Annotated in this window: 22 protein-coding genes; 8 read left to right on the top strand and 14 right to left on the bottom strand. The window is 60.7% G+C overall.

The genetic code is table 11. The annotated features are described in order from the left end of the window. Positions 1 to 29 precede the first annotated feature (29 nt). Positions 30 to 302 carry a Ni(II)/Co(II)-sensing transcriptional repressor DmeR gene (dmeR, locus tag R6X40_RS09835; RefSeq protein WP_318413032.1) on the bottom strand — a complete coding sequence of 91 codons (273 nt, stop codon included), beginning with the start codon at positions 300 to 302 and terminating at the stop codon, positions 30 to 32. Between the two features lie 176 nt (positions 303 to 478). Between dmeR and R6X40_RS09830 the strand changes: the two genes are divergently transcribed. After that, positions 479 to 1,855: an HD-GYP domain-containing protein gene (locus R6X40_RS09830; protein WP_318413031.1), complete on the top strand. Its 1,377-nt coding sequence runs from the start codon at positions 479 to 481 to the stop codon at positions 1,853 to 1,855. Between the two features lie 257 nt (positions 1,856 to 2,112). Here the strand turns inward: R6X40_RS09830 and bla are convergent, their stop codons facing one another. Then, positions 2,113 to 2,994: a class A beta-lactamase gene (bla, locus tag R6X40_RS09825; protein ID WP_318413030.1), complete on the bottom strand. Its 882-nt coding sequence runs from the start codon at positions 2,992 to 2,994 to the stop codon at positions 2,113 to 2,115. A 376-nt stretch (positions 2,995 to 3,370) separates the two neighbouring features. Here bla and R6X40_RS09820 point away from each other — a divergent pair, with 376 nt between their 5' ends. Next, positions 3,371 to 3,874: a GNAT family N-acetyltransferase gene (locus tag R6X40_RS09820; RefSeq protein ID WP_318413028.1), complete on the top strand. Its 504-nt coding sequence runs from the start codon at positions 3,371 to 3,373 to the stop codon at positions 3,872 to 3,874. Positions 3,875 to 3,962: 88 nt separating this feature from the next. Here R6X40_RS09820 and R6X40_RS09815 read toward each other — a convergent pair whose 3' ends face one another. From R6X40_RS09815 to R6X40_RS09795, 5 genes are all read right to left on the bottom strand, one after another. Continuing rightward, positions 3,963 to 4,304: a type II toxin-antitoxin system HicB family antitoxin gene (locus R6X40_RS09815; RefSeq protein ID WP_318413027.1), complete on the bottom strand. Its 342-nt coding sequence runs from the start codon at positions 4,302 to 4,304 to the stop codon at positions 3,963 to 3,965. Beyond that, positions 4,301 to 4,555 carry a type II toxin-antitoxin system HicA family toxin gene (locus R6X40_RS09810; RefSeq protein ID WP_318413025.1) on the bottom strand — a complete coding sequence of 85 codons (255 nt, stop codon included), beginning with the start codon at positions 4,553 to 4,555 and terminating at the stop codon, positions 4,301 to 4,303. The genes R6X40_RS09815 and R6X40_RS09810 overlap by 4 nt, the downstream gene beginning before the upstream one ends. Positions 4,556 to 4,595: 40 nt before the next feature. Beyond that, positions 4,596 to 5,513, bottom strand: a complete 918-nt coding sequence (locus R6X40_RS09805) for a cytochrome c (RefSeq protein ID WP_318413024.1) — start codon at positions 5,511 to 5,513, stop codon at positions 4,596 to 4,598. Positions 5,514 to 5,608: 95 nt separating this feature from the next. After that, on the bottom strand, positions 5,609 to 6,046 hold the full coding sequence (locus R6X40_RS09800) for a c-type cytochrome (protein WP_318413023.1): 438 nt from the start codon (positions 6,044 to 6,046) through the stop codon (positions 5,609 to 5,611). A gap of 169 nt (positions 6,047 to 6,215) precedes the next feature. Beyond that, on the bottom strand, positions 6,216 to 6,845 hold the full coding sequence (locus R6X40_RS09795) for a LysE family translocator (protein ID WP_318413021.1): 630 nt from the start codon (positions 6,843 to 6,845) through the stop codon (positions 6,216 to 6,218). Between the two features lie 137 nt (positions 6,846 to 6,982). On the opposite strand from R6X40_RS09795, the gene R6X40_RS09790 reads away from it, so the two are divergent. Further along, the gene (locus R6X40_RS09790) at positions 6,983 to 7,699 is read left to right on the top strand and encodes a YafY family protein (RefSeq protein ID WP_318413262.1); all 717 of its coding nucleotides are present in this window, start codon (positions 6,983 to 6,985) and stop codon (positions 7,697 to 7,699) included. A gap of 8 nt (positions 7,700 to 7,707) precedes the next feature. Here the strand turns inward: R6X40_RS09790 and R6X40_RS09785 are convergent, their stop codons facing one another. The 3 genes from R6X40_RS09785 to R6X40_RS09775 all read right to left on the bottom strand — a co-directional run bounded on the left by R6X40_RS09785 (position 7,708) and on the right by R6X40_RS09775 (position 9,646). Beyond that, positions 7,708 to 7,938: a hypothetical protein gene (locus R6X40_RS09785; protein WP_318413020.1), complete on the bottom strand. Its 231-nt coding sequence runs from the start codon at positions 7,936 to 7,938 to the stop codon at positions 7,708 to 7,710. A gap of 107 nt (positions 7,939 to 8,045) precedes the next feature. Continuing rightward, the gene (locus tag R6X40_RS09780; RefSeq protein ID WP_318413018.1) at positions 8,046 to 8,900 is read right to left on the bottom strand and encodes a metallophosphoesterase; all 855 of its coding nucleotides are present in this window, start codon (positions 8,898 to 8,900) and stop codon (positions 8,046 to 8,048) included. A 146-nt stretch (positions 8,901 to 9,046) separates the two neighbouring features. Then, positions 9,047 to 9,646, bottom strand: coding sequence for a superoxide dismutase (locus tag R6X40_RS09775; protein WP_318413017.1), 600 nt, complete (start codon positions 9,644 to 9,646; stop codon positions 9,047 to 9,049). Positions 9,647 to 9,892: 246 nt separating this feature from the next. Between R6X40_RS09775 and R6X40_RS09770 the strand changes: the two genes are divergently transcribed. Both R6X40_RS09770 and R6X40_RS09765 read left to right on the top strand, forming a co-directional pair. Next, a complete protein-coding gene (locus R6X40_RS09770) occupies positions 9,893 to 10,222 on the top strand; it encodes a hypothetical protein (RefSeq protein ID WP_318413016.1) in 330 nt (109 codons plus the stop codon). A gap of 82 nt (positions 10,223 to 10,304) precedes the next feature. Next, entirely contained in the window at positions 10,305 to 11,195 is an 891-nt protein-coding gene (locus R6X40_RS09765; RefSeq protein ID WP_318413014.1) for a dihydrodipicolinate synthase family protein, read from the top strand. Between the two features lie 57 nt (positions 11,196 to 11,252). Here R6X40_RS09765 and R6X40_RS09760 read toward each other — a convergent pair whose 3' ends face one another. Further along, positions 11,253 to 11,435 (bottom strand): hypothetical protein, encoded by a 183-nt coding sequence (locus R6X40_RS09760; protein WP_318413012.1) that lies wholly within the window; start codon positions 11,433 to 11,435, stop codon positions 11,253 to 11,255. A 254-nt stretch (positions 11,436 to 11,689) separates the two neighbouring features. On the opposite strand from R6X40_RS09760, the gene R6X40_RS09755 reads away from it, so the two are divergent. The 3 genes from R6X40_RS09755 (at position 11,690) to R6X40_RS09745 (ending at position 14,368) form a co-directional block, all read left to right on the top strand. Beyond that, positions 11,690 to 12,196: a hypothetical protein gene (locus R6X40_RS09755; protein ID WP_318413010.1), complete on the top strand. Its 507-nt coding sequence runs from the start codon at positions 11,690 to 11,692 to the stop codon at positions 12,194 to 12,196. Between the two features lie 82 nt (positions 12,197 to 12,278). Further along, a complete protein-coding gene (locus R6X40_RS09750; RefSeq protein ID WP_318413008.1) occupies positions 12,279 to 13,559 on the top strand; it encodes a hypothetical protein in 1,281 nt (426 codons plus the stop codon). Continuing rightward, entirely contained in the window at positions 13,559 to 14,368 is an 810-nt protein-coding gene (locus R6X40_RS09745) for a hypothetical protein (protein ID WP_412178363.1), read from the top strand. Before R6X40_RS09750 ends, R6X40_RS09745 begins: the two co-directional genes overlap by 1 nt. 27 nt (positions 14,369 to 14,395) lie before the next feature. On the opposite strand, the gene R6X40_RS09740 is transcribed toward R6X40_RS09745, so the two are convergent. The 3 genes from R6X40_RS09740 to R6X40_RS09730 all read right to left on the bottom strand — a co-directional run bounded on the left by R6X40_RS09740 (position 14,396) and on the right by R6X40_RS09730 (position 17,602). Then, entirely contained in the window at positions 14,396 to 15,346 is a 951-nt protein-coding gene (locus R6X40_RS09740; protein WP_318413004.1) for an MYG1 family protein, read from the bottom strand. Positions 15,347 to 15,538: 192 nt separating this feature from the next. Continuing rightward, positions 15,539 to 16,597: a D-alanyl-D-alanine carboxypeptidase family protein gene (locus R6X40_RS09735; RefSeq protein WP_318413002.1), complete on the bottom strand. Its 1,059-nt coding sequence runs from the start codon at positions 16,595 to 16,597 to the stop codon at positions 15,539 to 15,541. A 117-nt stretch (positions 16,598 to 16,714) separates the two neighbouring features. Further along, positions 16,715 to 17,602, bottom strand: coding sequence for a branched-chain amino acid aminotransferase (locus tag R6X40_RS09730; RefSeq protein ID WP_318413001.1), 888 nt, complete (start codon positions 17,600 to 17,602; stop codon positions 16,715 to 16,717). Positions 17,603 to 17,686: the final 84 nt, after the last annotated feature.

Raw genomic sequence — 17,686 nt, 5'->3', positions numbered from 1 at the left:
CATCCTCTCAAGATCGGCGTATCAGGTTTTTAGCGCACGTAGGTCCGCAGCACGGCGGAGAGTTCATCGACGGCCCGCGAGCGCTCCGCATCGCTTTCGGCGTGCAGCACATGTTCGCGCAGGTGATCTTCCATCACCTCACCCGTCAGCCCGTTCAGCGCGCCGCGAATGGATGACAGAAGCTGCAGGATATCGCCGCAGGGCGTTTCCACCTCCAGCGCCCGTTCGACAGCCTCAAGCTGCCCTTTCAAGCGGCGCACCCGCGCCAAAAGTTTGGTCTTCTCACGAACGGTATGGGACATCGGCACCTCGCTATAGGATAGGGGGGTATACTATCTGCGCACAAATGGAAAGGCTCCCTTCCGCCGCCGCGTGCCCGCCGGATGACAATGTCCTGAGCCTAGACACTTCCTTTAGGAAGCACCGGTACAATCACAAACGAGCAGAATACACGCTATGCGTTACTGATGGGTGCATCATGAGTTCAGAGTTGCATGTCGGCAAAGCCGAATTGCTGAGTGCACTCAGCTACGCGCTGGATCTGACCGAAGGTCAGCCCGAGGGGCACGGCGTGCGCTGCTGTTGGATCGGCATGAATATCGGCCGGGCAATCGGCCTCGCAGACGACGCGCTGAACGACCTTTATTACACGCTGCTCTTGAAGGATATCGGTTGCTCCAGCAATGCGGCCCGCATCTGCCAGCTCTATCTGACCGACGATCTGGAATTCAAGCGCGACGCCAAGCTCTTGGACGAGAGCCTGCCGCAAGTGCTGCGTTTCGTGCTGTCGCATACGGGCCTGAAGGCCGGGCTTTCCGAGCGTTTTCGCTCGCTGGTCACCATCTTCACCACCGGCGGCACGATTGCCCGCGAGCTGATCGAGACCCGCTGCCAGCGCGGGGCGGAAATCGTCCGGATGATGCGCTTTTCCGAGCGGGTGGCATCCGGCATTCTCGATCTTGACGAATACTGGAACGGCAAGGGCAAGCCGGTGGGGCTGAAGGGCACGCAGATCGCGCTCAGCGCCCGTATCGGCCTGATCGCACAGGTGGTGGATGTCTTTCACACCAGCGCCGGGCCGCTGAGCGCCCAGAAGGAAGTTGCCCGGCGGGCAGGTACCTGGTTCGATCCGGAACTGGTCAAAGTCTTTGGCACGATCGCCAGGGATCCGGTCTTCTGGGCAACGCTGGCGGCACCCGACCTCAAGGAAACCGTCATCGCCATGGCCGCGCATGATGCGAGCGATGACGTCGATGACGACTATCTCGACGACGTGGCGGCGGCCTTTGCAGAAGTGGTGGATTCCAAGAGCCCGTTTACCAGCGGCCACAGCAAGCGGGTGGCGCTTTTTACCGACATGATCGCCGAGGAAATGGGTATCGACGAGCAGCAGCGCCGCTATCTGAAGCGGGTGGCGTTGCTGCACGATATCGGCAAGCTCGGCGTTTCCAACCAGATCCTCGACAAGCCCGGCAAGCCGGATGACGCGGAATGGCAATCGATCCGCAGCCACCCGGCGCTGAGCGAACTGATCCTATCGAAGATCACAGCCTTCAAGGACCTCTCGCGCATTGCCGGCGCCCATCACGAACGGCTCGACGGCAAGGGTTATCCGCGCGGCATCGGCGGTGACGAGATCTGCATGGAAACCCGGATCGTCACGACAGCCGATATCTTCGACGCGCTGACGGCTGACCGCCCCTACCGGGCAGCCATGCCGGTGTCACAGGCGCTGGCCATCATGGCCCGCGACGTGGGCACGGCACTCGACATGCGCTGCTTTGCAGCCCTGACCGGGGCCATGGACCGGCTTGAGAAAGCCGCAGAGCAGAGGCTTGAGAAGACAGCCGCCTGACTTTGAGCGCTCCCCCCATCTACAGCAGTTGTTTGAGCGGGATAGGCACCTTCTACCTCCGTCATCCTCGCCCTCGTGGCGGGGATCCAGTGGCCCGACGTCTGTCGGGCCGAAAGACTCTTTCAGCCCAAAGACTTGGGCTGGCTGGATTCCTGTGACGGGCACAGGAATGACGGAATTTGGGGTATCGCCCGGCTGCCAAATGCACCTACCGACGACGCCAAATGACCTTGCCGTCGGCCCACCGTCACCTCACCTCACCCCACCATCGCTGCAATCAGCTTGCCCACCTCGCCAAACACCGGCTCCAACTCCTTCGGCTTCTTGCCCTCGGCGATATAGACCGACGCCAGGATCGTATGGCCATCCGCCGGCCGCATGAAGCCGATATCGCCGGCTTCTCCCCGGCCGCTGGTGCCGGTCTTCTCGCCTATGGTCCAGGCCTTCGGCAGCCCTGCCCGCAGACGCTTGTCGCCGGTGGTGTTGGCAACCAGCCAGGCGGAAAACTGATCGCGCGATGATGACGACAGTACATCCTCAAGCAACAGCTTGCCGAGCGTCTGGGTCATCGCCACCGGCGTCGTCGTGTCGCGCGGATCACCGACCTTAGCTTCGTTCAGCTCCGGCTCGATCCGGTCGAGGCGGGTGGTGCTGTCGCCGATCGAGCGCAGCCAATCCGTCAGCCCCTTCGGACCACCAAAACTTGCCAGAAGCAGGTTGGCAGCGGCATTGTCGCTATAGGTGACGGCGGCATCGCAGAGTTCACTTACCGTCATTCCGCCGCCGACATGTTTCTCCACCACCGGCGAATAGGACAGCAGGTGTTTCTTCGAAATCGAAATCTGCCGGTCGAGCTTTTCCTCGCCCTTGTCGACCCGGGCCAGCGCGAAGGCGGCGGCCAGTGCCTTGAACGTCGAGCACATGGCAAAGCGCTCATCAGGCCGATGGGCGAAGGACACCTTGGTCTTGGTGTCGAGGACGTAGACGCCGAGACGGCCGCCGGTGTGCTTTTCCAGCGCAAGAAGCTGCTTTTCGATATCGTTGCCGGCGGCAAAGACCGTTTTGGGCATCAAAGCGGCGGCAGGCAACAGAAGGCTGGAGCCGATGATGAACGATCGGCGATTGAACATGGACGACATGCGTCGGGTTCTCCTTGAATGACGATGAGAGCGGCATCAAACCCTTGATCAGGATAGCCAATATTAGCCCCCCTCAACCAGATTCGCGCCGCTGGAGACGATGCCTAGAGCGCGATTGTGGCCGGTCTTGGCCAGAATCGCGGCCGTCCTAAATCTTGTTTCGGCCACAAAAATTAACGGACGCGCGATTTCCCGTTGACAATTTTCCGGAAAAGGCGACATTGCCCGCCATGATCAGAACCGTGAACATCGCCCGTTGGTATTTTACGCTGCTCCCATAGGTGCGGCTGTCTGATCTCGTTCAAACAAGCCGCCATCAGGCGGCTTTTGTTTTTGAACGGCACCTGATGGCGGGAAAGCCATAAGGAGCCATGAAATGCTGCAGACTGCCACCCCGACATCCCCTCTCCCACTCGCCACACGCGCACCGATGGTCACCATCCGCACCGCCAAGCAGCGAGATCTGCCGGCGCTGCGCGAACTGATCACCGAGCTTGCCGCCCACCATGGCGATGCCGCAGCCGTCACTCCGGAAAACCTCGAGCGCGACCTTTTCGGCCGCATGCCCTGGATCACCGCACTTGTGGCCGAGGCTGCAGGCGAGTTGATCGGCTACGCCATTCTCGTGCCGCTCTACCGCGCCCAGCAGGGTGCGCGCGGCATGGAACTGCATCATCTTTACGTCCGCCCTGCCCATCGCGGCACCGGCATCGGCCGCCATCTCGTCGCCAAGGCCCGCGAACAGGCCCGCATGGCTGGCGCAACCTATCTCTCGGTCAGCGCCGCCACCGGCAATTTCCAGGCGCACCGCTTCTATGAATCGGAAAACTTCACGCCGGGTCCGGTGACCGGCATGCGCTATCTGCAGACGCTCGCCTGAGGTGGGCGATTTTTACGGTAGCAGCATTATGGCGATGGGCGCGTTCCAAGGAGCGCGCCTTGGCTTCCGGCCGATAGACCAAGCCAGCTCAGGCCGCCTTCGAGGCAGCCGCCTTTGCCAAGACCTCAGCAGCCCATTGGTTGAGGCTCTTTCCCGACAGCTCAGCAGCCTTCGCCGCCCGAGCATGCACGTCCGGATCAACCCGGAACATCATCTTGCCGGAATAGGATTTCTGCGGATCCTTGCCAATCTTCGCGCAGGTTTCGATATAATCATCGACAGCATCGTGGAATGCGGCTTTCAAATCCGCCACCGTATCCGCGTGAAAACCGATCCCATCGGTGATGCCCGCGATCCGGCCGAAGAAGATTTCGTCTTCCGCGTCATAATCGATCCGGGCCGCATAGCCCTTGTAGGACATGATATTCATGGCTTTACTCCTATGCGAAGCAGGAATTCCCGCGCCGCGCGAACCTGATAGCGCTTCGCTTCTTTCGCCGGATGGGGACGATGGAAACTTTCCACCTCATTTGCGAACGAGAACCTGACACGCGACCCGTTGCCTTCAACGATCGTACATCCTGCGGCAACAAGCAGGTTTTCAATGTCAGCCCAATCGATCGTTCCGGACGCGGGCTCCTTGAAGATCGCGGCAAGCGTTTTCCTGTGCTTGCTATTCACGCTATCAATCTACTCATTGATAGCAATAAATACAAGCATCCTACTCGATCGCTGGTACCGCCTTCAGATAAGCAGCGATCGCCTCGCGGTCGGACGCAGAGAGCTTGGCCATGTTCTGCTGGACCTCGACCATCGAGCCACCGGCGGAATCGAACTCCGGGGTGAAGCCGGTTTGGAGATAATTGACGATATCGCCCTCGCTCCAGGAGCCGATGCTTTTCGAGCCTGGCGTGATGTTGGGGATGCGGCCCTCGCCTTCCGGATTGGGGGCACCCGCGAGCCACTGCGCAGTCTCGAAACCACCCAGCGCATTGCGCGGCGTATGACATTCGCCGCAGTGGCCGGGGCCTTCGACAAGATACTGGCCGCGGGCGATCTTTGGATCTGCCGTATCGACCGTGACGCGCGGCTTGTCGGTGAAAAACAGCAGCTTCCAGCCGCCGAGCACAAGCCGGATATTGAACGGAAACGGCAGATCATGCGGTGGCGCGACATTGGCGCTTTTCGGCAGGGTTTTCAGGAAACCCCAGAGATCGTTGACATCCTTTGTCGTCATTCGGGCGTAGGAGCCAAAGGGGAACGACGGATAGAGATGCTCGCCCTGTTTGCCGACGCCGCGAGTCATGGCGTCGCCGAACTCCGCCAGCGTCCAGTTGCCGATTCCGGCGGTTTCATCCGGCGAGATATTGGGCACATGGAACGTGCCGAACGGGCTTTTCAGCGGCAGGCCACCGGCCAGAACCAGCTTGGCATCGCCTTCGGATTTGGCGGCCGCATGACAGCTGGTACAGCCGCCCGCCCAGAACATCTGTTCGCCATTCGCCAGATCCGGTTCCCCGAGCCCATCCCAGTGCGACACGGGCCACGGCTCGGGCTTGGTGAGGAACCAGGCGGCGCCAGCGGCGATCACGCCGAAGAAAACCACTGTCGATACCAGTTTTCGAACCCGCACACCCATTCGCCCACTCCTCTTGCCTCATCCGGAAAACACAATTGGCGCGCCGGGTTGGGCGCGCCAAAAATCGCAGTTTTAGAGGGGCAAGGCCCGCCGCATCATTTCTTGATGCGGTAGACCTGATGACAGTCACCGCAATTCTTGCCGATGGCGCCGAGCGCTGCACCAACGCCGGCTGCATCTGCCGGAAGCTGCACAAGCGCTACGTCAACATCAGCGCCAAGCTTGGCGGCATGCGCCTTGAAGTCGTCCATGTTTTCCCAGATTTTCGGGCTGGCTTCCGAATTGGCCTCAGAACCGGCCGGGAACTGATCCGGGAATGCCTTGATATTGGTGCTGATCGTCGTCAGCGACGTCTTCACCACTTCGGCGTCATAGGGTTTTTCGCCCTTGGCTATACCGGCCAGCGCGCCCATCGATCCGCCGATCTGCTTCATCAGCCCTTCTCGGACCTTGACCGGATCATCCGCAGCGATGACGGCACTTACGCCACAGCCTGCAATCACGAGGGCCGTCAGTATCATTTTCAGCTTCATCCAAATCTCCAGCTCTGGCGAGACGCCGCCCGGACTGGCGAAGCGGTTCTCTCAATCGGTGCGCGGGCATGATTGCATTTTGCGATCACGAAGGAAGTAACATTTTTTTGAAATCGAGTTTATCGCATCTCTCTCAACAGGTTGAATTAACAGGAGTATTTTACTCATGTTATAGCCAACCGTGCCACACGGTCAGTGCCGCAACCGCCATCAGGATGACGCCGACAGTCTTGCCGATGACGGCGGTGGCACGAGGACTTGAGACGATGACATCGCGGCTGCGGCCGGCGGCGAACGCCAGACCGCCATAAACGGCAAGCTGCGTCAGCGAGATCATGATCGCCATGATCAGTGCCTGCGACCAGAGCGGCCCAAATTGAGGTTTCAGGAACTGCGGATAGACGGCCAGCATGAACAGATAGGCTTTTGGATTGAGAATGCTGGTCAAGGCGCCGCGGCGAAAACTTGTCCACAGTGAAAGCCGTGCCCCCGGCTCAACCGAGGCGATGGCAATGCTGCTACGGGCAAGCGAAATGCCGATCCAGGCGATATAGGCGGCGCCTGCGAGCAAAAGCACATTGAAAAGCTCCGGCACCAGATGCAGCAGGAAGCCGACCCCAAGTGCGGCATAGAGCGTATGAAAGACCCCACCCGCCATGATACCGGCTGTGGCGGTCAGGCCCGACGCCCGCCCGCCGGTCAGCGCATTGGCCATGACAAACACCATGTCCATGCCGGGCACGATGATGATGCCGAAGAGAAGAGTGAAGAACAGCCAGAGATTTTCCGCGTAGGTCATGTCAGTTATCCGTTTATCCAGAAGGGTTTCCACTTTGCACAACGCTGGTTTTTCAAGTGCTTGCCCACGTGATATACCGCCACCCAACTGACAGGGTTCTGTCAGGAGCGTTTTGCCTGATGACGAAAAGGGAGCCCATGCGCAAGGCATCGCGACTGTTCGAGATCATCCAGATTCTAAGGCTCGCGACCCGCCCGGTCACGGCAGCGCAGATCGCCGAAACTCTGGAAGTGACGGTACGTTCGATCTACCGGGATATTGCAGCACTTCAGGCGATGCGGGTACCGATCGAGGGCGGGCGCGGCATCGGCTACATCATGCGCCCCGGCTTCGACCTGCCGCCGCTGATGTTTTCAATCGAGGAAACGGAGGCCATCGTTCTGGCACTGGCGCTGCTTGAGCGCACCGGTGACGAGGAGTTGAAGGAGGCTGCCCGGCGGGTCAACCAGAAGATTGCCGGCGCGATACCGGCGCCGCTGCGCCAGGCATTGCACTCCAAGGCGCTGCATGCCTGGGGCAGCATCGCGCCGCCGCCGTCAGGGCTGGATCTTGCGCTGGTGCGCCGGGCGATCCGCGACGAGCAGAAATTGATACTCGACTACCGCGACGAACTCGGCCGCGCCAGCGAACGCACCATCCGTCCGTTGGCGCTGATCTACTATTCCGCCACCGCCGTGGTGGTCGGCTGGTGCGAACTGCGCCAAGCCATCCGCAATTTTCGCGCCGACCGCGTGGAAGGCTGCGCGGAGACGCAAGAGCATTTTCGCGGCGAAGGCGATGGATTGCGGGATCTTTGGATCAGCGGGTGGCGAACCAGTTCTCAAACCGGCTCGCAGCTCCCATCGGTTCGCTGAGGAAGGTTTTATTTCGTAGCCCCGTGCGCCGGGCCCTCTTCCTTGACCGCGCGTGGTGTCGGGGCAGTGATGACGCCGTGATCCGGGTCGCGCACGTCCTGCCCTTTCGAGCCATCGGCTGCCGTCGCGCGTTCATGCTCGCGGCTTTTGCGCAATGTCTGGCGAAGGCTTGTTGCCTCGTCGATGAGGGCGCTCAGTTCGTCTTCGGACAGGTCGGCGAGATCAAAGGTCGTGGCCATCGGGGTCTCCTCAGCTGGATTGGACCTCCGTTAAACGCGCGACTTCGCAAATCGACACAAGCGAACAGCAATTTTCTGATGGCGGCGGGTAAAGCACCGGCCACGGCTCAAGCTCCAAGGGGTATTACCCGGCTGTCTTCCCGGCCAAAACCGTTGATTTCGATCCGGCCGGCAAAAATCGAAACGATCGCAAACGTGTTCTGATCCTGCGTATCGACCATACCCTTGAAGGTGACGAAGGGGCGACCGGCAGTCTCACCGAAATTGCCATCGTGGTTATGGCCGCAGAAATAGCCCTGAAAACACTCATAGCCGGTCAAAAGCGCGATGACACGTTCGCTGTCCCACAGATTGTGCGTGTTCGGCGGAAAGACCGGATAGTGGCACAGTACTAGAACCTGCTCGCCGTCCGCTTCCGCCTTGTCCATGACACCCTCCAGCCAGAGGAACTGCTCATCGCTGAGCGAGCCGTTCCAGCCATGGGCATTGATGGCACCGGCCACCTGCAGGGCGCAGAGACGTTCGGTCGCCTCCTCATGGCGCGGATCGCCTGAAGGCGTAGAAAACGTGCTGACATCGTTGCCGTCAAGAACGACGAACCGCCAGTCGTTGAGGGTAAAGTCATAATAACGATGGGGCATGCCGAGGCGGGCTGGGACTTCACCAAGATGCTCCGGCACAACAGCGAAATCATGATTGCCGAGCAGGAACAGCGCTTTGTGACGCAGCCCCTGATAGACCGGCAGGATATCGTCGAAACTCTGCCAGTCGCGGTCGATGAGATCGCCAAGAGTGATAACGAAATCGAGTTCGGCTGTGTTGAAAGTCGAAATGGCCTCGGCCAGCTTGGCAAGGCTTTGCGCGTAATAGCGGCCCATCGCCTCATTCGGCGCGATATCGGCATATTGCGGATCGGCGACGATGCCGAAGCGGAGGATAGGAGTTTCAATGTCTTTGTGCATGGCGCCTGCCTAGTAGCGGCTCGTGACAACCGCATGACATTTGCCCGGCGAGATGGCCGGCCGCAACCCCGGAAAGGGCTTTGCCCAAACAAAAACACCCGGCGCTTTTGGCGCCGGGTGTAAATCCGCTACGGGATAAGGGCTGCTTACGCGGCGGCTTCGTAAAGCTCGAGCACGTAATCCCAGTTGATCAGGCTGTCGACGAAGGCTTCGAGGTACTTCGGACGGGCATTGCGGTAGTCGATGTAATAGGAATGTTCCCAGACATCGACGCCGAGGATCGGCGATGCGCCGTGAACCAGCGGGTTTTCACCGTTCGGGGTCTTGGAGATTTCGAGATTGCCGTTCTTGACGGAGAGCCATGCCCAGCCCGAACCGAACTGGCCGGTGCCGGCAGCAATGAAATCGGCGCGGAACTTGTCGTAGCCGCCGAGATCGGACTTGATGGCTGCATCGAGCTTGCCCGGCAGCTGTGTGCCGCCGCCGCCCTTTTTCAACCACTTCCAGAAGTGAAGGTGGTTGTAGTGCTGGCCGGCATTGTTGAACAGCGGCTGGTTGGTGCCGTAGGATTTCTTGACGACTTCTTCCAGCGACAGGGCGGAAAGACCCGCTTCTTCAGCCAGCTTGTTGCCGTTGGTCACGTAAGCAAGGTGATGCTTGTCGTGGTGATACTCGAGCGTTTCGCGAGACATGTAAGGGGCGAGCGCGTCGTAATCGTAAGGCAGGTTCGGCAATTCGAAAGCCATGATGGTATCTCCTCTTGTTGGCGGGATCCATGAAAGCCGGGTTGGAATTCATGAAAGAAATCTGTGAGGCGGAACATAGGGACCACTGTGGCAACAGGCAACCGCCGCCATGCCAAATTTCGCTACAGGTATGGAAAATACTTTCACCACCAGAATGTTCCACGGTGATGAAACGGGCACAGAATGGACATGATCCTTGGACAAGGTCGCATCTGAACCGCCGGATCAATAACCCAAGGAAATCAGATGCCTTTTCGCAACCGTTCCGCCCTCATCGCCCTCGTTGCCGCCACGTTGATGCCAGTCGCTGCGTTCGCATCCTCGGACGATGCCTGGGAGGCCATGCGCGCCGATGTTTCGGTGAAATGCATTGAAGCGGCAGCCGGGTCGATCGAAACACCAACGGCGGTTGTCGACCCGTTCGGCTCGGAAAGTTTCGGGCTGGCGCTGGTCAGCGGCAAACCGAAGGGCGCCGACGGCAGGATCAGCCAGATCTGCGTCTACAACAAACAGACCAAGGCCGTGGAGCTGGGTGGAGAATTGACCGGCGAAATGCTCGCCGCACCGGCAAAATGACACCGGGACAATACCGGCATTGACCTGTAACAGCCATCCGGGCACAGCTGGCGAAACGCTCCCTCCAGCACAGAGACCCGGTATGCTGTTTCATGGCCTCTCCGCCTTCCCGATCACCCCTTGCGATGCGGCTGGCCGCGTCGATACCGGTGCCTTGAGCACTCTGCTCAAGCGCATTGACACTGCGGGTGCCGATTCCATCGGCCTGCTCGGAAGCACCGGCTCTTATATGTATCTCAGCCGGGCGGAAAAACGCCGCGCCATCGACGCCGCCGCTGTTTGCCTCGGCGGCCGCACACCCGTCATCGTCGGCGTCGGAGCGCTGCGCACCGACGAGGCAGTCGCACTGGCGCGCGATGCGCAGGATGCGGGCGCGCAGGGGCTCCTCATGGCACCAGTGTCCTATACGCCGCTGAGTGACGATGAGGTGTTCGAGCATTTTTCCACTGTTGCGGCCGCCACGCCATTGCCGCTCTGCATCTACAACAATCCGGGCACGACCCATTTTTCCATCAGCCAAACGCTGCTTTCGCGCCTTTCGGCCATCGACACCATTGCCGCGGTCAAAAACCCGGCGCTACCGGCTGCCGACATCGCGGCCGCCCATCATGAAACAGTGTCAGCCGTTCCCGCCGGTTTCGCTGTCGGTTACAGCGGCGACTGGCTGGTCGCCGATGCCATCCTTGCAGGCGGCGTCACCTGGTACAGCGTTGTCGCCGGCATTCTGCCGGCCCCCTCCGTCAAGCTGATGCGGGCAGCGCAAACCGGTGACCGCGCCGAGGTTGAACGTATCAACACGCTGTTCGAACCGCTCTGGACGCTGTTCCGCGAACTCAGCAGCTACCGCGTCGTTCACGCGATCGCCAACCTTCTGGAACTCAGCCCCTTCGATCCGCCAAGGCCGATGCTGCCGCTGTCGCAGGCCGACCGGACACGGATAACGGCTGCTCTCGGCGTTCTGGCAGCAGTCTAACCAGCAGCGATGAACACAACAGGCGCGCCATGACGGGCGCGTCTGTTGTTCAAACATCTACTGGGCAAAGGTGATGACGGCGGCGGCCGCACTGACGGCCAGAAGCGCCACGACACACAGCCGCAGCAGCATGGCAGCGTCTTCCCGCCCCGTCGTTGCCGGAGTTATGGGAAGCTGGGCGGCGACATCGCTGCGCCTTTGATACTGGTATGAAAGAACCGCACCACGACCATACAGCATTGACTGACATCCTTTTCGGTTGGTCTCGCAGACCGGGCAAACCCATAAAAAAGCGTGACTGCCCGGCGCTTTCCCTTTTAGGGCGAACCGCCATAGGATTTCGATTGCACTCGTTGCATGAACATATCAAAATCCCATAAGTCCGCAGCCGCCCGGCGCATGTCCGTCCGGCCTTAACTGACGGCGAACCGTTTGATTTTTCTGCGCATTGATCATTGTCATTCATTGATACTTATGATTCAGGGGGATTTTCCATGGCCAATCCGTTGTCCACGCTCGGCATCGTCCACACCATCATCAGCGTCGTGCCCATTGTCGCGGGGCTCTATTCCTTTTCAAAATATGCCGCCATCGTTCCGAAATCCAATTCGGGCCGCATCTACATCATCACGCTGTTTCTGTCGGCGATTACCTCCTTCGGCCTGTCGAGCACCGGCGGCTTCAATGCCGGCCATGCAATCGGCATCATCGCCATGCTGGCGGTTATCTTTTCCATCGTCATCGGCCAGCTCGGCTGGTTCGGCCGCCTCAACCGGTACCTGCAGGCGCTGGCGATGTCGTTCACCTTCTTCCTCTTGATGATCCCCGGCATCAACGAAACACTGTCGCGCCTGCCGCCATCAAGCCCGATCGGCAACGGCCCGGATTCGCCACCCGTCCAGACGGTGACCGCCATCTGGGCCGTGATTTTCCTTCTCGGCATCTGTCTTCAGGCCTGGATGATGCACCGCCGCTCCGGCCCCGGTGCCCTGCCCGCCTGAGACAGGACCGTCACGACACGGATAGCCTTGATTTCGCCGGTATTTTAAGGGTTTGTTAAGCCACCCCAGCCGGAGGAACACCATGGCACTTGGCGCATCGCATCGCTTGCAGGACGGGATTGAAGCCGTCGAGACCATGACCCGGTTCGCCCTTGCCGTTCTGGCGCTGGCATCGGGCGTCTACACCTATCTCGGCGTGCGCTCGATCCTCGACGGTTCGGCGACCTCGGTGTTCTTTGCGGCGCTGATTTATTCCAGCGCCGTTTCCGTCGCGATCTACGCCTTCTGGACCTATATGGCGCGGTTCTATCCGCATGTCACGGGTGCCGCCGGACGGGGCGCCATGCTCGGCGTCATGGCGCTCGGCTGCGCCATGATCATCGCCATGTCGAGCTGGCTGAACGCCGCGGCGCTAGCCGGCTCGGCAGCGCTCGAGCAGCATCTGGCGGAAACCATGGAAGGCTACACCGCCGATCTCGACCAGGCACATCAGAATGCCCTTGCCGCGCAAAGCCTGCTGCCGGATATCCAGCGCACGCAGGAACGGTTCCAGCGGCTGGCCGACCAGGAGCGCGAAACCGGCGCCCTGACCGGCACGACCGGCGCTGGCAGCGTCGTGCAACTGCTGTCGCAGATGGCAGCGCAACTGACCGAACTGCAGAACAACATCACCGCCTCGCGTGACCGCGTCACCACCCTGTTCGACGACGGCCGCAAGCATCTGGAGACGATGCGCTCGCTGGTCTCGGCCCCCGGCGCCATCGATCCGCGCGCCGACCAGTTTGCTGCCGAAGTGGTTCAGCTCTCCGGCGTCATCACCTCGCTGGAGCAGACGTCGATCGCGCCTTCGGTGAAACGCGCCGCCGACGATCTGTCGCTCGGCTTCATCGCGCCTGTGGCAGACGGACAGGCGGCGGACCTTGCAACCCGGCAGGATCAGGTGATGGAGACCATCCGCTCGTCCGTCGGGGCGCAGAGCAAAGTCTTGTCGCAAGCTGCAGACGAGATCCTTGCCCGCAAACCCGTCGCCGAACGCCGGTTCGTTCCCCTCTCGTCGGCCGAGGCCGTGCTGCGTTATGCCTCGGATTTCATTCCAAGCTGGGCCGGGGCGATCTCGATCGACCTTTTGCCGGCCGTGCTGATCTTCATGCTGTCAATCGTGCATTCCGCGTTGCGGCGGCAAGAGCAGCGCCTGCCCTTTGCCGAACGGATCACCGCGGCCGAACTGCTGGAGGCGCTTGAGGTCCAGAAGGCACTGGTGGCCAGCGGCATTGATGTCGAAACGGCGCTGGCAGCGGTTGAGGCCAAGGATCAGTCGAACATTGCCAGCTTCGACCTGTCCGGCAAAGGTCCGCGAAAATGATGAGCAGCGCACGTCTGCAGGGAACAGGACAGAAGCTGAAAGCCTATCTGCTCTCGGCCGATGACGGCACGCTGATGCGCCATGCCTTTCAGGCATTGCTGGCCGCAGCAGTCGTCTTCGTGGTCATCGACTGGAATGAGCTGGGCGCTGCCAGAAGCGACGTTCCGGGCTTTGACCCGATGCAGCCACAGGCGGTGCCGATCCTGCCGCCGGCGCTGACCGAAGGTGAACCGGCAAACGCCCCTTCCGAGATCACCGCCGATCCCAATACATTGAAACAGGCGATCCGCTTCGAGTTGAAGCCCGGCGGTATTCTGTCGGCCGAAGGTTCGATCGAGCCGGGAGCGGCAGGGCGTTTTGCCGCAGAAATCGAGGCGCGCGGCGAATATGTGAAGACCGTACTGCTCAACTCGCCGGGTGGGTCCGTTGGCGATGCGCTGGCGATGTCAAAACTGATCCGCGAGAAGAAGCTTGGCACACGGGTCGCAGGCGGCGCGCTCTGCGCCTCGTCCTGCCCGATCGTCATGGCAGGCGGCGTCACCCGCGAGGCCGAAAAAGGCGCCGTCATCGGCGTCCACCAGATTTTCAACGGCTCCAAGGAAAAGCTCTCGCCCGAACAGGCGATGTCCGAGGCGCAAAAGACCACGGCCGATGTCAGCCGCCATCTCGAAGAGATGGGCATCAAATCCGGCCTCTGGCTGCACGCACTGGAGACGCCGCCGGACCGGCTCTATTATCTGACGCCCGAGGAAATGACGGGATTTGCGCTGGTGACGGATGGCGCAACGCCAGTGGCGAAGGCGAAGTAGCCGACGCCCTGACGTTGCCCGAGTGCCTTACTCCGCTGCTTCTGCCTGTCCCAACCCTGTGGCGACAGCTTCCTTGACCGCCAGTTCCGCCATGGCAAGGGCTGCCTCGCGAGTCTTGGCTGCAGCGACGAAGCGGCCGTTGTGGCAGAAGCTTGCGCCAGTCACGCCGCAGGCTGCTTCCAGATCGCCATTGGTCAGGCCAGCCCAAGCGGCGGGCAGATCGGCGCGAACCTCAAAGCCTTCGTCAGCGCGGCGGATCGTGGTCAGGCACCAGTCCTTGTCGCGCGGATGGACAACAAACAACAGATGATCGGCACCAGCCTTGACGACAGCAGGACGGAACGGCATGCCCATCGGAAGTTCCAGAATGCGCCCCTCACCGGCATCGACGATGGCTTTGTGCACCAGCGCCTCGGCCCGCAATTTTGCAGCACTCTTGGCAATCCGTGCCTCGACGAAGGCGCGGGCAATGGCCAAGGCGTTGTGGAACGCCCGGTCGTCGGCTTCCGGATCGGTTTCGTCGAAAACAGGTTTCAGGGTTTCCAGCAGAGCAGGCAGGGTCAGCCCGCCCAAAAGCCCGGCAACCGATGGGCTGAGCGCGCCATTGTCGACCAGATCGATGGGGAGCACAAAGCTCGCATCGAACGACGCATGAACAGCCTCGACATGCGTTTCGGGAACACCGGACGCCACAAGATAATCGCGGCCATAGTGCTTCCAGATCAATCCGAACGAGCTATAGGGCTGGCTGTCCTCGCGCAGCGGCGCGCCGCGCTGATGGTGATCGAAGATGCGGGTATCGGCATCATAGGCGCCGCCGACATCATAGATGATCCGGTCTGTACCGGGCGTAATCCATTCCGGCGCCCGGCTGCGCACGATGCGCGCCTGCGGGAAAAGCCGGGTGAGGATGACGCTGGACAACAGTTCGTCAGCATGGAAGCCACCCGAATGGGTAACGAGGAAGTCTGGGGTCATGCCGGGATACGCCTTGTTGTTCGCGGAGGTTCGCTTGGGATGTGCACCACATAGCCATTGCCACGTGTCATCTCAACCCGTCATTCGCATGTTCGACGCGCGGAATGGAGACTGCTCGGGGAAAAGCCTGCGGTTGCCGGGCGCCAATTACGGTCATCGGCCTCAGCTATTTAAGCCGTTTCGTTGCCGTGGTTATGAAGGGCGGCGGATGGGTACGGGGACATCCGCCGGGTTTTCGTTTGCCCGCGTGCTGATCGCGTGGACCTGCCCAGGGATCTGGTCCCGCAGGTAGGTTTCGTTCCCCGGCAGACCCATCGGATACAGGGCGTTGCGGCTGGCCTCGTAGGCGACACTCTGGTCGGTGCACAGCCGAACGCGCATATCCTGCGGCGCCACATCGGTGCGGTTTTGCAGGTTCTGCACACTGCCTTTGTCAGAAGACAATCGGCCATCGAAGGCTTGCGTCAGATATTGCGCAGATCGCTCGTTGCGTTCCCGTTCCGTCGTCGCACCCAGAATGACCACCATCACGCGTTTTCCATTGCGTGTGGCCAGCCCGACGATATTGCGTCCGGAGGCACACAGGAAACCGGTCTTCATGCCGATCGTGCCACTGAAGCGGGTCAAAAGCAGATTGTTGGACTTGATCTCCTTGCCGTCAATCGTGACGGCCGACGCCAGGAAGAAGCGGCGATATTCCGGGAACAGGCGGTCCACTTCCATGCCAAGGATCGCGAGATCGCGTGCGGTGGTATAGTTGTTCCGGTCAGACAGGCCGTTTGCGTTGGAAAAATGAGTGCCGGTCAGCCCAAGACGGACGGCCGCTTCATTCATGCGCCGCACGAACGAGGCTTCATCGGGAGCGACCGTTTCCGCCAGAGCGACGGCGACGTCATTGGCCGATGCGGTGATCGTGGCAAACAGCGAGTCTTCCAGCGTCATCGTCCGCCCGAAGGTGAGGCCGGATTCGAGAAAGGCCTGTTTCGTCGCGTTGCGCGTCATGGTGACCGGTGTCGTCAGAGTCACTTCGCCGGACCGGAGCGCTTCAAACGCAACGAATGCCGTCATCAGCTTGGTGGTGGAAGCCGGATACCACGGCACCCCGGCATCCTCCTGATACAGCACCTGCTGACTGTCGGCATCGACGACCAGCACAGGCGTGGCATGTGCCGGCGCGCCGGCCAAAAGAGACGCGATCAACGCCAGTCCCTTCCATGGCCGTCCGGCCATCCTGTTCATGCTCTTGCTCATAGGCCAGTCTCCGGAGAAAGGCGTCCTCATGACATAATGCGCTACGCAAGGACAAGTGTTTGCTGCTGAGTAAAACAGCCATCCGCCTCGCGAGCGGATGGCTGACCTGCTGTTTCCTTACAAATCCGACGCCGATGAATGGGCCCAGTCCATGTACAGATCCTTGGCCTTGGCGGCGACCGGGCCGGGCTGAAGGTCGCGGTCTTCGAGTTTGGTGACGGGGACGACCTTGGAATAGTTGCCGGAGGTGAAGATCTCGTCGGCGGTTTCGAAGTCGGATAGCGTCAGCGTCGTCTCAACCACATCGAAGCCAGCGTCGCGCAGCAGGCTGATGACGCGGAAGCGCGTGATACCGGCCAAGAAGGTCTTGTTGGACGCTGGCGTGAAGACGACGCCATCCTTGACCATGAAGACATTGGACGAGCCTGTTTCGGCGATATTGCCGAGCATGTCGCGCACCAGGGCATTGGAGAAACCGCGCTTGCGGGCTTCGATCAGGATGCGGCCGTTGTTGGGATAGAGGCAGCCGGCCTTGGCGTCAGTCGGCATGCATTCGATCGTCGGGCGGCGGAAGGGAGAGATGGTCAGCGACTGGCCGCCGGGGCCTTCGCCCATCGGCGCTTCGAACAGGCAGAGTGCAAACCGGGTCGAATCGGGATCGACGGCAACGACGCTGCCGGGCATGCCGTGTTCGCCCCAGTACATCGGCTTGATGTAGATCGCCGTCTGGCCATCGAATCTCTTCACGCCTTCCCAGGCAAGCGCCTCGATATCCTCTGCCGTCACCACCGGCTTCAAGCCCAGCGCCAGAGCCGAGCGGTTGACACGCTGGCAATGCAGGTCGAGGTCTGGCGCGATGTTGTCGAACCAGCGGGCGCCGTCAAACACCGTCGAGCCCAGCCACATGGCATGCGATGTCGGGCCGATCAGCGGCGGGTTGCCGGAAAGCCACTCGCCATCAACATAGGTCCAGGTGGTGCTGCGCGGGGATGTATCGACGGCCATGATGGTCTCCTGTTTGTCTTTGTTTGACCCGGCATAGCCGGAAAATCGAGAAACGGGGTAAATAGGTACATCAAAAAAAGTCAT

The sequence above is a fragment of the Rhizobium sp. PL01 genome (assembly GCF_033447125.1).
GTDB lineage: Bacteria > Pseudomonadota > Alphaproteobacteria > Rhizobiales > Rhizobiaceae > Pararhizobium.
This window is presented reverse-complemented; position numbering and strand designations above follow the sequence as displayed.